Genomic DNA, 15,165 nt, shown 5'->3' with positions numbered 1-15,165 from the left:
TCATGCATCACGACGAACCCGGCTGGACGCCGTCGCCCTCCGACGCCACTTCGCCGGAGCCGCGGCAGATGCGCCGCATCCTGGCCCTCTTCCGTCCCTACCGCGCCCGCCTCGCGCTGGTCGGCCTGCTCGTCGGCGCCGCCTCGCTGGTCTCGGTCGCCACGCCCTTCCTGCTCAAGGAGATCCTCGACACCGCGATCCCGCAGGGCCGCACGGGCCTGCTGAGCCTGCTCGCCCTGGGCATGATCCTCAGCGCCGTCATGACCAGCATCTTCGGCGTCCTGCAGACCCTGATCTCCACGACGGTCGGCCAGCGTGTCATGCACGACCTGCGCACCGCCGTGTACGGCCGGCTCCAGCGCATGTCGCTCGCCTTCTTCACCAGGACCCGTACGGGCGAGGTCCAGTCCCGCATCGCCAACGACATCGGCGGTATGCAGGCGACGGTCACCTCCACCGCCACGTCCCTGGTCTCGAACCTCACCAGTGTGGTCGCCACCATCGTGGCGATGGTCGCGCTCGACTGGCGGCTCACGGGCGTCTCGCTGCTCCTGCTGCCCGTCTTCGTGTGGATCAGCCGCCGAGTGGGCCGCGAGCGCAAGAAGATCACCACGGAACGCCAGAAGCAGATGGCCGCGATGGCCGCCACGGTCACCGAGTCCCTCTCCGTGAGCGGCATCCTCCTCGGCCGCACCATGGGCCGCGCCGACTCGCTCACCCGGTCGTTCGCCGACGAGTCCGAGCAGCTCGTCGGGCTCGAGGTCCGGTCGAACATGGCGGGGCGCTGGCGCATGGCGGTCATCACGATCGTCATGGCCGCCATGCCCGCCGTCATCTACTGGGTCGCGGGCGTCGCGCTCCAATTCGGCGGTCCCGCGGTCTCGATCGGCACCCTGGTCGCCTTCGTCTCGCTCCAGCAGGGCCTGTTCCGGCCGACCGTGAGCCTGCTCGCCACCGGCGTCCAGATTCAGACCTCGCTGGCGCTCTTCCAGCGCATCTTCGAGTACCTCGATCTGCCGATCGACATCACCGAGCCCGAGAAGCCCGTCCGCCTCGACACGATCAAGGGCGAAGTCCGCTTCGAGGGCGTCGAGTTCCGTTACGACGCCGCCGACGGCAAGAGCGCGGCGATACTCGACGGGATCGACGTCACCGTCCCCGCGGGCGGCAGTCTGGCCGTCGTCGGCCCCACCGGTGCCGGCAAGTCCACGCTCAGTTACCTCGTGCCGCGTCTGTACGACGTCACGGGCGGCCGCGTCACTCTCGACGGAGTGGACGTGCGTGACCTGGACTTCGACACCCTCGCGAGGGCCGTCGGCGTCGTCTCCCAGGAGACGTACCTCTTCCACGCCTCCGTCGCGGAGAACCTCCGCTTCGCCAAGCCCGACGCCACGGAGGAGGAGCTGCACGCGGCGGCCAGGGCGGCCCAGATCCACGAGCACATCGCTTCCCTGCCCGACGGGTACGACACCGTCGTCGGCGAGCGCGGCCACCGGTTCTCCGGCGGCGAGAAGCAGCGCCTCGCCATCGCCCGCACGATCCTGCGCGACCCGCCGATCCTCATCCTCGACGAGGCGACGAGCGCACTGGACACCCGCACCGAGTTCGCCGTGCAGGAGGCCATCGACGCGCTGTCGGCCAATCGCACGACCGTGACCATCGCCCACCGGCTCTCCACGATCCGGAGCGCGGACCAGATCGTCGTTCTCGACGGCGGGCAGGTGGCCGAGCGCGGCACCCATGAGGAGCTTCTGGAGCGGGACGGCCGCTATGCCGCCCTGGTTCGCAGAGACTCCCAACTGGAGCCCGCACGCTAGGCCGTGGGCGGGCTTGCGGGGTGACGCCAAGTGAAGCCGTCGGCATGGCGATATGCCTGGTTTGACACTCTTTGTGGGTTGTCGTTCGGCCACGCTGAACGAGATTCCGCAAAGGGGCACGATGCGCCTGACGCGCAGAGGCCGCGCCTCCCTGATCGCGATGGGGGCCCTTGTGGCGGCGGCCGCGGGCCGAGAAGCCGTACAACACCTATGTCCGGATGGGGCTGCCGCCCGCCCCGATCGCCAACCCCGGGGCCGAGGCCATGAAGGCCGCGATCAGCCCGCCGCAGGGGGACTGGCTGTACTTCGTGACGGTCAAGCCCGGGGACACCCGCTTCACGGCGGACTTCGACGAACAGCAGCAGAACGTTCCGGAGTTCAACAAGCCGCGCACGAGCGGCAAGCCGCCGTCCGCCTGAGTGGGGCGCGCCTGAGGGGGCGTGTCTGATCGGGCCGCGCGGAGGCGTCCCGTTGGGGGCGTCACACGGCGACCGGCGCCCCGGCCAGCAGGCGCTTGATGTCCCGTACGGCGGCGCGCCCGGCGCGGTTGGCGCCGATCGTGCTGGCCGAAGGCCCGTAGCCCACCAAGTGGATCCGCGGATCGGCGACCACCCGGGTGTCCTCGGCCTGGATGCCGCCGCCGGGCCCGCGCAGCTTCAGCGGTGCCAGATGCTCGATCGCGGGCCGGAAGCCCGTGGCCCACAGGATGACGTCCGCGTCGACCCGCCGGCCGTCCTCCCACTCCACGCCGGACGGCGTGATCCGGTCGAACATCGGCAGCCGGTCGAGCACTCCGTCGGCGCGGGCCTGCCGGATCGCGTCGTTCAGTGGCAGCCCCGTCACCGACACCACGCTCTGCGGGGGCAGCCCCGCCCGGACCCGCTCGTCGACCAGGGCGACGGCCGCGCGGCCGAGGTTCTCGTCGAAGGGGCCCTCGTTGTAGACGGGCGGCCGGCGCGTCACCCAGGTCGTCGCGGCAGCGTAGGGCGCGATCTCCATCAGGTGCTGCGTCCCGGAGGCGCCGCCGCCCACCACGATCACCCGCTGTCCGCGGAACGCCTCCGGGCCCGGGTAGATCGCGGTGTGGAGCTGACGCCCGCGGAACGTCTCCTGCCCCGGGTAGCGTGGCCAGAACGGCCGGTCCCAGGTCCCCGTCGCATTGATCAGCGCCCGCGTCGACCACGTTCCGTCGGACGTCTCGACGAGCAGCCTCCCGCCCTCGCCCTCGCCTTCACGCACGGCACGCACGGCACGCACATCGACGGGACGCCGCACCCGCAGGCCGAACGTCTCCTCGTACGAGGCGAAGTACGCCGCGATCACCTCCGACGAGGGCCGGGACGGGTCCGCGCCGGTCAGTTCCATGCCCGGCAGCGAGTGCATGCCGTGCACCTTGCCGTACGTCAGCGAAGGCCAGCGGAACTGCCAGGCGCCGCCGGGGCGCGGGGAGTGGTCGAGCACGATGAAGTCCCGCTCCGGCTCGAAGCCGGCCCGGCGCAGGTGATAGGCGCTGGACAGTCCTGCCTGTCCAGCGCCTATGACGACCACGTCGATCTCGCGTACGTCCCCGGTGTCCCGCACCCCGATATCGTTCACGCTTCTACTAACTACACCGGGGCCGTGGATCTTCCCGCAGTGAGCGCGCGACGGTTCAGCGGCCCCCGGCGACCAGAAGCGGCGCGCCACCGACGGCCGGCCTGGTGAGCGGCGACGCCGGTATCCGCGGCAGCAGACCGCGCGCGGCCAGATCCGGGATCACGCCCTCCCCGAACCAGTACGCCTCCTCAAGATGGGGATAGCCCGACAGGACGAAGTGCTCGACGCCCAGCGCGTGGTACTCCTCGATCCGGTCCGCGACGTCGGAGTGGCTGCCGACGAGCGCCGTGCCCGCGCCGCCCCGCACCAGGCCGACGCCCGCCCACAGGTTCGGGGAGATCTCCAGGTCGTCGCGCGAGCCCCCGTGGAGCGCCAGCATCCGCTGTTGCCCGACCGACTCGCTGCGGCCGAGCGCCTCCTGAGCGGCGGCCACCGTCTCCGGCGACAGGTCGTCGAGCAGCCGGTTCGCCGTCGCCCACGCCTCCGCCGACGAGTCGCGCGAGATGGTGTGCAGCCGGATCCCGAAGCGGACCGTGCGCCCCTCCTTCTCGGCGAGCCCCCGGATCCAGTCGATCTTCTGCTTCACCTGCTCGGGCGGCTCGCCCCAGGTCAGATAGACATCCGTGTGCCGCGCGGCGACCGGACCCGCCGCGGCCGACGAACCGCCGAAGAAGATCTCCGGCAGCGGGTCCGGCGGCAGCGCGGTGAGACCACCCTCCACCTGGTAGTGCTCACCGTCGAAGTCGAACGGCTGCCCGCTCCACACACCCCGCACGACCGACAGGAATTCGTCGGTCCGCCCATAGCGCCGGTCGTGGTCCAGATGGTCGCCGAAGCGCCGCTGCTCGGTCGAGTCACCACCCGTCACCACGTTCAGGAGCAGCCGCCCGCGCGTGATCCGCTGATACGTCGCCGCCATCTGGGCGGCGAGCACCGGCGAGATCACCCCGGGCCGGAACGCCACCAGGAACTTCAGCCGCTCCGTGTGCTGGGCGAGGGCCACCGTCGTCAGCCACGCGTCCTCGCACCACGTGCCCGTCGGCGTCAGAACCGCCTCGAACCCCAACTGCTCGGCGGCCTTGGCTATTTGGATCAGATAGTCGATGTCGGGGGCGCGCACGCCGCTGACCGGAGCGATCCGCGAACGCTTGACGCCCCCGTCGGTGTAGGCGTGCCGGTCCACGAGCGTGCGGCCGTCGCCGCCGGTCGGCAGAAACCAGTGAAGGTGGACGCTCATCGTCAGGACTCCTTGCCGAAGGTGCGGGGTGCGGTCGTCGACGCCGGCAGACCACCGTTGAACCGGGTGTCCACGAACGACGCGAAGTCGACCTTTTGGGGGATCAGCTTCAGGTTCGCGAAGGTGTCGGCGATCTGCTGCTCCGAGGCGATGGCGGGCTTGTCGACGGCTACGGTGACCCGGGTGCCGTTGGTGCGCTTCACCGCGTCCAGGGCGACGTCGTAGGGCAGCCCGGTGTCCTTCGCCCAGACCTTCGCCCATGCCTCGGGGTGCTTGAAGACCCAGTCCTGGGCGCGCTTGAGCCGCTTGAGGTAGTCGCCGATCGCCGCGGCCTTCTTGCTGTCCTTGAGTGAGGAGGGCGCCGCGACCTGGAACGCGAGCCCATTGGTGAGCCCGTCCCCATCGGTGAGCACCCGCCCCTGCTTCCCCCGCAGGACCTGGGAGGTGTACGGGTCCCAGACGGCCCAGGCGTCCACCTTGCCGCCGGTGAACGCGGCGAGCGCGTCGGCCGGCTGGAGGTACTTGACCTGCACGTCCTTCAGGGAAAGACCGGCCTTCTTCAAGGACGCGACCAGCTGGTAGTGCGCGGACGAGCCCTGCGCAACGGCGATGGACCTGCCCTTGAGATCCTCGGGCTTCTTCAGCTTCGAGTCGGTCGGGACGAGGATGGTGTCGCCCTTCGCGGTCCCGTGGCTGGCCGCCACGATGCTGATCTTCGAGTTGGCGCCGGCCGCGAAGACGGGCGGGGTGTTGCCGACCCCTCCGATGTCGACGGCCTTGGCGTTGACGGCCTCAAGGAGTGGCGGCCCGGACGTGAAGGTCGACCAGCGGATCTTGTAGCCGAGGTCGTCGAGCTCGCCGGCGGCCCGGAGTACGGCCTCCGAACCGCCCTTCTGGTCGCCGACGTTGAGCGTGAGGGCCCCCTTGCCGTCGGTCCTGGCGCCGCCCGAGCCACCGGTGGACGTATCGGCGGCGGAGGTACCGGAGCAGGCGGCGAGCAGCAGGGCCAGGGGGAGCAGGAGAGCGGGGGCGAGGCGTCGTCGCATGGGGAGTCCGTTTCGTGGGTTCATGGGCGGCCGGTCATGGCGGGCGTCGGTCTGTCGGCGCAGGCCGGAATGGCCGCAGGGCGGTGCGCCGGTACGGGTGGGGTGTGTAGGAGCAAAGAACCTGACGAGACGTCAGATGATGGCAGTGGCAGGGGAAGAGGGCTCCGGCGCGTCGACCCCCAGTCGGTGGAGCAGCTCGGCGCGTAGTTCGCCGAAGCGCGGGTCCGATATCCCGCGCGGACGCTCCAGATCGATCTCGGTCTCGTACGCGATGACGCCCTTGTCCATCACGAGCACACGGTCGGCGAGCAGGACGGCCTCCTCCACGTCGTGCGTGACCAGGAGGACGGCGCAGCCACGCCGCTGCCACAGCTCGTCCACGAGGCGCTGCGCCTTGATGCGGGTGAGCGCGTCGAGTGCGCCGAACGGCTCGTCGAGCAGCAGCAGATCGGGCTCGCGCACCAGAGCGCGGGCCAGCGATGCGCGCTGGGCCTCGCCGCCGGACAGGGTCTTGGGCCACGCGTTCGTGCGATGGTCGAGGCCGACCTCTTCCAACGCCCGCTCGGCGAGGGCTCGTTCGGGCTTGCCCGGCAACCCGAGCAGTACATTGCGCCACACCCGCTTCCACGGCATGAGGCGCGGTGCCTGGAACGCGACGGCCTTGCGGCGCGGCACGAGCACGGTGCCCTCGATGTCGCGGTCGAGCCCGGCGAGGATGCGCAGCAGCGTCGACTTGCCGCAGCCGCTGCGGCCGAGCAGCGCCACGAACTCGCCCGGCTTCACGTCGAGATCTAGGCGGTCGATGACGGCACGCCCGTCGAAGGAGCGGGTCAGCCCCTCCACGTGTACGGCCGAACGGGTCTCTGTGGACAGGGACGTGGGGGTGGTCACCGGCCGGTGAACGTCGGTCGCCATTGCAGCAGCAGCCTTTCGAGGGTACGGACGACGAAGTCGGCGAGCAGGCCGAGGAACGCGTAGACGATCAGGCAGACGACGATGACGTCGGTTCGCAGGAAGTCGCGGGCCTGCACCATCAGGAAGCCGATGCCGGCGTCCGCGTTGATCTGCTCGGCGAAGACGAGGGCCAGCCAGGAGATGCCGAGCGAGTACCGCAGCCCGGTCATGGCGCCGGGCAGCGCGCCCGGCAGGACCACATGGCGTACGAGACCCCAGCGGGAGAGTCCGAGCGACTCCCCGGCCTCGATCAACTGCGCGTCCACGCCGCGGATTCCGGCGTACACGTTCAGATACAGCGGGAACGAGACGCCCAGCGTGATGATGGCGATCTTCGGCGCCTCGCCGATCCCGAACCAGATGATGAACAGCGGGATCAGCCCTACGAACGGCACGGTCCGCAGCATCTGCACGCTTGCGTCGACGAGGTCCTCGCCGACCCGGAACAGGCCCGAGACGAGGGCGAGTCCGGTACCGACGACGACGCCGAACAGCAGGCCGATCGCGACGCGCTGGAGCGAGACCCCCATGGCGTTGGGCAGCGACCCGTCGGAGACGAGATCACCGGCGACCCGGGCGATGGTGCCGGGCGAGGCGAGGACATCGGGGGTCAACACGCCTGTGGTGCTGAGGAGTTGCCACAGGATGAGTAGCAGGACGGGGCCTGAGGCGCGGCGCAGCCACCGCGGGACCCGAGTGCGCCGGGCGGAGGAGGGGACGAGACGTACGAGCTCGGGGCGGCCGACGGAATCGGCATCGGAATCGGCCGGGACGGCTTCCGGGGCAGGCGACTCGGCGACGACGTCCGGATCCGGCGGGGCATGGCTGATGCTCATGGGTGCTCCACGCAGAAGGCAGGGGAGGGCAGCGGTGAAGGTGAAAGGGGTACGCGTATGCGTCAGCGCCCCCGCGTGAGTTCACGCGGGGTCGAGGCAGGGGCGTACGGGGCTACGCGACGTAGCCGGAGATGCGGGGAAAGCGCGTCAGCAGCCGCGGCGACACGCGGCGGAGGCCACCCGCAGCAGGTCGATGTGACCGCGCGTGGTGAGCAGAACTGAACGCAACATGCCGCAGAAAGTAGCCACCTTGTCGACGCAAGGTCAATGCCGTCTCGATGGATGGACCCGCTGTATCAGGTAGCGGTCGCGGATCGGGCGCGGACGGCGCCCGATGAGTGAGGATGGACGTATGTCCGACGCCTTCACCACGCGCATCCTGAACGTATCCACCGGCCCCGCGGAGCGGGTCGTCGACCTGACCCACGACTGCGAGACCTTCCTGAGCGAGGTCGCCGCGGGCCGCGACGGCCTGCTCAACATCTTCGTGCCCCACGCGACGGCCGGCGTGGCCGTCATCGAGACGGGCGCGGGCAGCGACGACGACCTCCTCGCCGTCCTCCACTCCCTGCTCCCCGCGGACGACCGCTGGCAACACCGCCACGGCTCCCCGGGCCACGGCCGCGACCATGTCCTCCCGGCCCTGGTCCCACCCCACGCCACCCTCCCGGTGATCGCCGGCACTCTGGAAATGGGCACGTGGCAGTCGGTGTGCCTGGTGGACACGAACAAGGACAACGCGGACCGTCAGGTGCGGTTGTCGTTCCTCGCTTGAGGTGAGGATGGTGGCGACTGTGGGTCCGAAGTCCAGCCGGACCGAACGAGTCCTCGTTGACGAACGCCGAGGAAGCCGGAGCTCGGGCCGCACTCGTCGCCGCGCAGTGCCTCGGGGGTGAGCGTCACCTTTCCAGGCGGGTCGCCCTCGCTTTCAGATCTTCCGCGAAATGATCCCAGTCGGGACCGAAAGAAAAAAGGTCGGCTGCTGCCTCGCGCAGGAGTTCGGGGTCGTCCGGGCGCTGCAGGCAGGCCAGTCGGTATGCGAGATTGCGGGCCCATACGGGCATGGCCATCCAGTCCTCGGCCAATGAACCGCGCAGCGTCGGGAGGATTTCCTCGGGAGTGGCGAACGTGATCTCTTCGATGAAATTGCGGACCGGGTCCGGAATGCGCGGCGCTTCCTCGTCTTCGGTCGAACTGATCAATTCGTGGGTCAGTTGCGTCAGTTCAGGCATGATCCATCTTCGTTCACGGGTTGAGCCAGTATGGCGGGAACACCACCCCGTCCGCCCCGTCCGCACAGTCGAGGGCCACCCCGCAGGGCACCCCGGCCGCCGGCACCGCCACATCCAGCAGCTTCGCGCCCAAAATCGTGCGATACATCCATTCGCGGGCGAATTCACCGCGGGCCTGGGCGTAGCGAGCCAGGGCCTGCTCATCGGAGAAGGCCAGGATGAAACGGATGCCGTTGAAGTCGGCGGTCAGCAGCCCGCGCTCCTCCTCGGGGGCGGGCTCGTCACCCAGTGGCACCAGCACCGCCGTCCGCCGGAACTCGCCCAGGAGCCGCGCGAACTCCCGCTTCCGCGCAACCACTTCAGGATCATCCAGTGACGGTCCCGCGGCTACCCGGCCGGCCGGGCTCGCGGTGGCGTCGGCCGGGGTCTGCGCGGACTCGGCAGGCTCGGACTCCGCAGGCTCCGCTGCGACTGCCCCCGGCGGACCGCTCATCTCTGCGTACTCCGCGAGGCGTGACTTCGGTATCCGCTGCGACTCCTCCGCCGCACCCGCGTGCTCAGACATACGAACCATCATCATCACCGCATATCGCGAACGGCAATGTGTCTGCGTCACACCCCTGTCGCAGAGAGGCGCGTGCGGACACGAACAAGGGCGACGCGGACAGAAACGTCCGGTTGAGTCTCCTGGGGTGACCTGGGCCGGAGCGAGATCGCCCTGTGGGCGGCCGTCGATTGTCCAGATGCTCGCCGGGGATGCCGTAGCGGAGGACAAGGGCTCCGGCGTCGCTGTCCCCCTCTGCGATCCCAGGCCAGGTCAGGGGGTGACGGTTGGACTCGAAGGCGTGCCCTGGCCGGGGACCGTGTCGGGGCGGCGGGTCGTGCGCCATCCGGATCGGCGCAGGTGTTTCTCGGGTTCGCGGATGCCCGCGATCTCGCCCAGGCCCACGATGTAGGGCCTCAGGTTGCCCTGGAGATCCCGCAGGGCCTGCCGGAACTCCGCGTTGTGCGGCCAGGCCGACTCGTCCTCGCCGGGGTGGGCCTCTTCGAAGGCACGCAGCCGGGGATGCCAGGTCGCCAGGAAGGGCGCGAGTTCGAAGTTGAGTATGTCCAGGACGAGTTCGTGGACGGAGTCACCGTCCTGCGGGGGCGGTGGGGCGCTGCCCGACTCCAGGGGTTCGCGGTACATGTCGAACAGCGCCTTGAGTGACGTGAGAGCCTCACGCAGATTGCCGCTTTCATCGTCCAGCGGGCGGGTCGCCACGCGCGTCGCGGCCTGGAAGAACATACGCAGGGCCGCCTTGCGCATGTCCGTGTTCGCCTTGAACGTCATCTCGCTGCCCGGAAGGACCAGCCGTACCTCGGTCAGCTGGACCGTTCTTCGGTAGACGTCGATGCCCAGAATCGCGACGACGCCGACGATGCCGCCGACCGCGACGGAGACCGACTGCCCGCCCGTCTGGCTTATGGAGTAGGCGGCCACGCCCATGACCCCGCCGCCCGCCGCGGCCAGCACAGCCCGCCCCGCCGTGCCTACCGCCGCGGCCACGGTCCACCTGCCACGTAATGCCACTTCTCGTTCCCCTCGCCGTTGTCCCCGGCGAGCCGGTGTCCGGGCTTTCGGATCTGCGCTCGCCGGGGGTCACCACGCCGTGTGCCGGACACCGTGTCGTGGGGAACCTATCGGTTCAGTCGCTCCCCCGCAGTCGCTCCAGCCCCATGGCTGTCAGAGAGGCGATTTCCAGCGGGGACCGGGTGCCGGCCAGCGAGCGATTCTCCTCTCCGGTCAGGCCGTTGTGCATTCTGGCCCGCCCGTGCTCTTCATCCACTAGGGACCGCAACTTCTGCAGGCCGTCGTGGAGACGTGGGTCGGGTGAGGTGGCGTCCGACGGTGGGGTTATGTCCAGGGAGCCGTCGACCCCGAGCGTCCTCGCGATGTCGGCGGTGACTCCGCCGAAGCCGGCCGCGAGGTAGCAGGGCCGCTCCGCTTCCAGCGCCCGCAGGGCCTCTTCCAGCAGGCCCGGCAGGGACCCGACGAACCCGCCTCGTTTGCCGCCGAGCAGCAGTTGTGCGTCCACACGGCGCGCCAGGTGGCGGCGCATGCCGGTGAGTGCGCGCGCCCTGGTCGCGGGGTCGGATTCCGGCACCGGTTCCTCGCCCCGGCCCTCGGCGGGATCGACCGGCTCGCCGTCGACGCTCAGGCAGACGATCTCGCCGTGGCGGGCGAACTCCTCCCGCCGGGCGCCGAGTTCGGGCAGCGGTGTCGCGCGGTGTTCGTACCAGGCCAGACAGTTGAGCAAGGGGCGGGACGTCGGTGCGACCGCGCGCACCTCCTCCAGCAGCAGACCGGTGTAGCCGTCCTGTCGCAAGTTGCCGCCGTAGGCCAGGGAGCCGCCCGCCGAGAGCAGGAGCCGCACCAGTTCGCCGAGGGCCGTGCGGAAGCGCGCTTCGTCCAGACCGAGCGCGTGCAGGTCCGCACTGGTTCCGACCGAGACGCCGATCCGTTTTCCCTGCAGGGCATCGGCCGGTAGTGCACCGGACATAATGCGTCCCTCCGTTCTCGTCCCGGAGCGTGCGGCCGGTCGTGTCCGGCCCGCCACGCCGTGAGCGTTTCCGTGCCCGGCGTGCGCAAACCACTGCGACACCATCATGCGCGCCGCCGCAGAACGACGGGACGCCCGGCCGGTAACTGCCGGGCGAGGCAACGTAGTTCGTCTCCGTGGGCCCGCCGCCCGCGCTACGTTTTTCTCATCCTGACGTGGGAAGGGTACATACCTCATGCGGCCTAGGGCCGTCTGGCAAGGAATCCGGGGGAGCGGATGGGCGGACAGCGCGCGCGGCCCGAGGACCGGTTCCGGACGTCTGTCCGGGACCGAGCGGAACGCATGGTGCACGGTTCCGGACGCCGGGCAGGGCGGTGAGTCTCAGGCAGCGAAAGGCGAACGAGAGCCGGGAGTTCGCCTATGACGCCTTTCTCTCCTACAGCCACGCATGGGACAAGGAAATCGCGAAGGCCTTCCAGCACGTACTGCAGGGATTCGACCGTCCCTGGTACCGGCCCAGGAGCCTGAAGCTGTTCCGCGACGAGACGAACCTCGCGGCAAGTCCCCATCTGTGGCAGGAGATCGAGCGGGGTCTGGCCGGTTCCCGATGGCTTGTGATGATGGCGAGTCCTGCTGCCGCAGAGTCGACGTGGGTGCGGCAGGAGATCAGCTGGTGGCTCACCCATCGGTCGGCTGACACGCTTCTCGTCGGCTGGACCGACGGCACTCTGGTCTGGGATCCCGAGCAGTCGGCGTTCGACTGGACGCGGACCGACGCTCTGCCGCACGAGGAGATGGCCCGTGCCTTCGCCCAGGAACCCCGCTGGGTCGATCTGCGCTGGCTGCGCAGCCCGGAGCAAGCCGGCTCGGACCCGCGTCTGATCGAGTGCGCGGCGGAGTTCGTCGCCCCGCTGACCGGCCGGTCCAAGGACGAGCTGATCGGCGCACACGTGCGCAGGCGCCGCCGTACCCGCCACGTCCTGCAGGCCACGGTCGTGGCGCTCACCGTGCTACTTCTCCTCGCAGTGGCCGGCGGCATCACCGCCTATCAGCAGCGCAACAACGCGCGCGCCCAGACGTTGGTCGCGCAGTCCCGGCAACTCGTCGCCGAGGCCTCGTCCATCAGGGACAGCCAGCCTGACCTGGCCCGCCAACTGCTGGTGCAGGCCTACCGGCTCGCACCGACGGCAGAGGCGGTCGGTGCGCTCGTCGAGAGTCACTCGATGCCTCGTGTCGTCCGGGGGCACGGTCCGGTGCGGGCAGCGGCCTACAGCAGTCGGGGCCTTCTCGCCGTCGCCGACGACCGCGTCCGCCTGCTCGACCCCGCGAACGAAACGGAGCCGGTGGCTGTGGACTCCGGCAAGGGCTCCGTGACGGCCGTCAGCTTCAGCCCGGACGGCCGGGAGTTGGCGCTCGGCGGGGCCCACGGCACGGTGAGGCTGCTGGACGTGACCGACAGCGGACGGGCCAGGACCCTGACCGCGTCATTCGTGACGGCCGGTCACCGGGAGATCAGCGGCCTTGTCTTCACGTCAGAGGGACGGCTCGTCGCCATGACGGACAAGGGAGGCGCCGTCCTGGACGTCTTGGACCCCACACGGCCCCGGACGGCCCGAGCCCTCCCCGCCGCCCCGGTCGCTGCGAGCCCCAGGGGCGGCGGGATCGTCACCGAGCAACAGGACGGAACACTACGGCTGTGGACCCTGTCCGACTCCGCGCGGCTGCGCCGAGCGGCCATTCTCGGCGCGCCGCCCGGCACTTCCGGAACTCCGCAGGCCGTGGCGTTCAGCCCGGACGGCCAGACGATCGCCGTCGCGGGCGTGGACAGCGTGCAGCTGTGGGACGTTGCGGACCCGGCTCGTCCGGTAGCCCGGCCCGAGCTGTTCACCCAGAGCCGCGACGGCGTCCTTTCCGTGGCGTTCGCTCCGGACGGCACCACTCTGGCCACCGGGGACAGTGACGGAGTGGTCTCGCTGTGGGACGTCTCCGATCCGCTGCGTCCTCGCGCCGGCGCCCGCCTGGGCGGTCTGGCCATGCCGGTGGGTTCGTTGTCGTTCAGCCCGGACGGCAGGACCGTGGCCGCTGCCGAGGGGCAGGACACCGAGCCCGGCACGGTCCGTCTGTTGTCCGTCTCGGGCAGCGAGCAGACCTCGGCGTTCGCCACCGTGCCGTCCGAGGGGCTCTTCCCGCCGGCCTTCAGCCCGAGCAGCCGTCTGCTGGCCGCCGGGGGCGAACCCACCACCCTGTGGCGGGTGGACGACGGCGGGGAGCCTCGTCCGGCCGCCGCACTGGAGTCGTTCTACAACCCCGGGCAAGCTGTGGCCTTCGGCTCCGACGGACGCACTTTGTTCTCGGGACTGCCGGTGAAGGCCTGGGACACGAGCGACCCGGCGCACCCGCGAGACCTTTCCCCGGCGACAGTCCGTACAAGCGGCGCGGCGGGCGTCTGCGTCAACCCCGTACTACCCCTTCTGGCGGTGGGCAGACGGCCGCGTGAGGCGGTGCAGTTGTGGGACGTCGGCGACCGGGAGCGGCCCGCATTGCTCGGAACGCTCGCCGGCGCCGTCCCCCAGCGCCAGGCGCTGGCCTTCAGCCCGGACGGTGAGCTGCTGGTGGCGCCGACCCGCGACGGCGCGGTACGACTCTGGCGCGTCGCACGACGCGGTCAGCCGGTGGCGGTGGGAGACATCCCGGAGTCCGGGGGAAAGACCACCGCGCTGGCCTTCATTGCGCACCGGCGCACCCTGCTGGTCGGCGACGAGTCCGGAACGATCACCGCGTGGGACGTCACGCATCCCGACCGGCCTGTGCGCAAGGGGACATCCACCCGGCACACCGACGCCGTCACCGGAATGGCCGTCCATCCGAGAGGCGAACTCGCGGCCACCGCCGGCCTGGACGGCCGCATCCTGCTGTGGGACGTCTCGGACCCGTCCCACCCGGTCGAGGTCGCCTCGTTGACCGGCGGCCGCTTCCCCTACGCGACCGTGGGTTTCAGCCCGGACGGACGGATGCTGGCAGTCGGCAGTGACGTGGGTACGAGGCTGTGGACCGTGGATCCGACCGCCATCCTGCGCAGCCTGTGCGCGCTGTCCCCCCGTATCACCCCCGACCAGTGGCGGCAGTACCTCCCCGAACGGCCTTACGACCCGCCCTGCGCCTGACCCCACGAGACGGAGGAGAACCCGTGGCAACCGGCCTGCAACGCATCGTCCCGCTCACCGCGTTACTGATGCTGGCGCTGACGACCAGCGCCTGCGACACACCGAGTCCCGCGCCACCCGTCGAGCCGTCCGGGAGCTCCGCACCCTCGCGGTCCCCCGACGCCTCCGCCGCGTCAGGGGCGGCGGGCCCGGACGCGATCGTCGGACCGGCGCCGTCCGACCTGCACGACGTCGACTGGACGAAGGTGCCCGCCCCCGGCGACTACTGCGGTGTGCCGAAGCTCGTACGGTTCGACGCTCAAGGCCAGGCGACGGCCACGTCCACCGTCTGGGGAAAGGTGCGCCTCATGCGCGGACGAACGGTCCTGTACGGCGACACCGACGGCGACCACCGCGACGAGGCGGCCGTCTACCTCGGCTGCGACGACAACGGCGCCACCCAGAACGGCCAGATCGCCGCGGCGTACGCGGTCTACGCGCACGTGGGCAAGAACCTCGGCGTGATCGGCACGATCACCCCGCGCAAGAAGTCCGCGGCGTACCTCACCGCGCTCGTGGGGGCGGACCTCTCGACGGGCCGGATCGTGGCCCATGAGAAGTGGTACCGCCCGAACGACCCCCAATGCTGTCCGACCGGCGACGCCACCACCGTCTGGTACCGCCACGGTGACCGGCTGGCGCCGGGTGCCACCCGCCTCACCTCGTGACGGCGCCACACGGAGCCGGCGAGTGAAACTCCG

At 70.4% G+C, this 15,165-nt stretch carries 14 protein-coding genes and 1 pseudogene; 5 read left to right on the top strand and 10 right to left on the bottom strand.

The annotated features are described in order from the left end of the window. Positions 1 to 2: 2 nt before the first annotated feature. Together ACWFR4_RS29775 and ACWFR4_RS29770 are read left to right on the top strand one after the other, a co-directional pair. Positions 3 to 1,817 carry an ABC transporter ATP-binding protein gene (locus tag ACWFR4_RS29775; RefSeq protein ID WP_453459851.1) on the top strand — a complete coding sequence of 605 codons (1,815 nt, stop codon included), beginning with the start codon at positions 3 to 5 and terminating at the stop codon, positions 1,815 to 1,817. A gap of 185 nt (positions 1,818 to 2,002) precedes the next feature. Beyond that, positions 2,003 to 2,236, top strand: a pseudogene (locus ACWFR4_RS29770) (endolytic transglycosylase MltG); the annotation flags it as partial. Positions 2,237 to 2,297: 61 nt separating this feature from the next. On the opposite strand, the gene ACWFR4_RS29765 reads toward ACWFR4_RS29770, so the two are convergent. The 6 genes from ACWFR4_RS29765 to ACWFR4_RS29740 form a co-directional block, all read right to left on the bottom strand. Beyond that, positions 2,298 to 3,413, bottom strand: coding sequence for an NAD(P)-binding domain-containing protein (locus ACWFR4_RS29765; RefSeq protein ID WP_453655395.1), 1,116 nt, complete (start codon positions 3,411 to 3,413; stop codon positions 2,298 to 2,300). 55 nt (positions 3,414 to 3,468) lie between these two features. Continuing rightward, entirely contained in the window at positions 3,469 to 4,650 is a 1,182-nt protein-coding gene (locus ACWFR4_RS29760) for an LLM class flavin-dependent oxidoreductase (protein ID WP_453459857.1), read from the bottom strand. Positions 4,651 to 4,652: 2 nt separating this feature from the next. Continuing rightward, entirely contained in the window at positions 4,653 to 5,696 is a 1,044-nt protein-coding gene (locus ACWFR4_RS29755; RefSeq protein WP_453459860.1) for an ABC transporter substrate-binding protein, read from the bottom strand. Between the two features lie 132 nt (positions 5,697 to 5,828). Further along, a complete protein-coding gene (locus tag ACWFR4_RS29750; protein ID WP_453459862.1) occupies positions 5,829 to 6,611 on the bottom strand; it encodes an ABC transporter ATP-binding protein in 783 nt (260 codons plus the stop codon). Then, the gene (locus ACWFR4_RS29745) at positions 6,584 to 7,486 is read right to left on the bottom strand and encodes an ABC transporter permease (RefSeq protein ID WP_453655394.1); all 903 of its coding nucleotides are present in this window, start codon (positions 7,484 to 7,486) and stop codon (positions 6,584 to 6,586) included. The genes ACWFR4_RS29750 and ACWFR4_RS29745 overlap by 28 nt, the downstream gene beginning before the upstream one ends. A 147-nt stretch (positions 7,487 to 7,633) precedes the next feature. Beyond that, positions 7,634 to 7,717 carry a putative leader peptide gene (locus ACWFR4_RS29740; protein ID WP_350495123.1) on the bottom strand — a complete coding sequence of 28 codons (84 nt, stop codon included), beginning with the start codon at positions 7,715 to 7,717 and terminating at the stop codon, positions 7,634 to 7,636. Between the two features lie 121 nt (positions 7,718 to 7,838). Here ACWFR4_RS29740 and ACWFR4_RS29735 point away from each other — a divergent pair, with 121 nt between their 5' ends. Next, on the top strand, positions 7,839 to 8,261 hold the full coding sequence (locus ACWFR4_RS29735; protein WP_453459868.1) for a YjbQ family protein: 423 nt from the start codon (positions 7,839 to 7,841) through the stop codon (positions 8,259 to 8,261). A 124-nt stretch (positions 8,262 to 8,385) separates the two neighbouring features. On the opposite strand, the gene ACWFR4_RS29730 is transcribed toward ACWFR4_RS29735, so the two are convergent. The 4 genes from ACWFR4_RS29730 to ACWFR4_RS29715 form a co-directional block, all read right to left on the bottom strand. After that, the gene (locus tag ACWFR4_RS29730) at positions 8,386 to 8,718 is read right to left on the bottom strand and encodes a hypothetical protein (RefSeq protein ID WP_453655393.1); all 333 of its coding nucleotides are present in this window, start codon (positions 8,716 to 8,718) and stop codon (positions 8,386 to 8,388) included. Positions 8,719 to 8,731: 13 nt separating this feature from the next. Continuing rightward, a complete protein-coding gene (locus tag ACWFR4_RS29725; protein WP_453655392.1) occupies positions 8,732 to 9,283 on the bottom strand; it encodes a hypothetical protein in 552 nt (183 codons plus the stop codon). A 252-nt stretch (positions 9,284 to 9,535) separates the two neighbouring features. Further along, the gene (locus tag ACWFR4_RS29720; RefSeq protein ID WP_453459877.1) at positions 9,536 to 10,267 is read right to left on the bottom strand and encodes a hypothetical protein; all 732 of its coding nucleotides are present in this window, start codon (positions 10,265 to 10,267) and stop codon (positions 9,536 to 9,538) included. A gap of 139 nt (positions 10,268 to 10,406) precedes the next feature. Next, a complete protein-coding gene (locus ACWFR4_RS29715) occupies positions 10,407 to 11,261 on the bottom strand; it encodes a hypothetical protein (RefSeq protein ID WP_453655391.1) in 855 nt (284 codons plus the stop codon). A 374-nt stretch (positions 11,262 to 11,635) separates the two neighbouring features. Between ACWFR4_RS29715 and ACWFR4_RS29710 the strand changes: the two genes are divergently transcribed. After that, the gene (locus tag ACWFR4_RS29710) at positions 11,636 to 14,425 is read left to right on the top strand and encodes a TIR domain-containing protein (protein ID WP_453655390.1); all 2,790 of its coding nucleotides are present in this window, start codon (positions 11,636 to 11,638) and stop codon (positions 14,423 to 14,425) included. A gap of 23 nt (positions 14,426 to 14,448) precedes the next feature. Then, complete coding sequence (locus tag ACWFR4_RS29705; RefSeq protein WP_453459886.1) at positions 14,449 to 15,132, top strand: hypothetical protein; 684 nt, start codon at positions 14,449 to 14,451, stop codon at positions 15,130 to 15,132. Positions 15,133 to 15,165 lie beyond the last annotated feature (33 nt).

Source organism: Streptomyces sp. NPDC055140 (genome assembly GCF_053607285.1).
Note: the sequence above shows the minus strand (reverse complement) of the source record. Positions and strands in the feature narration are given on the sequence as shown.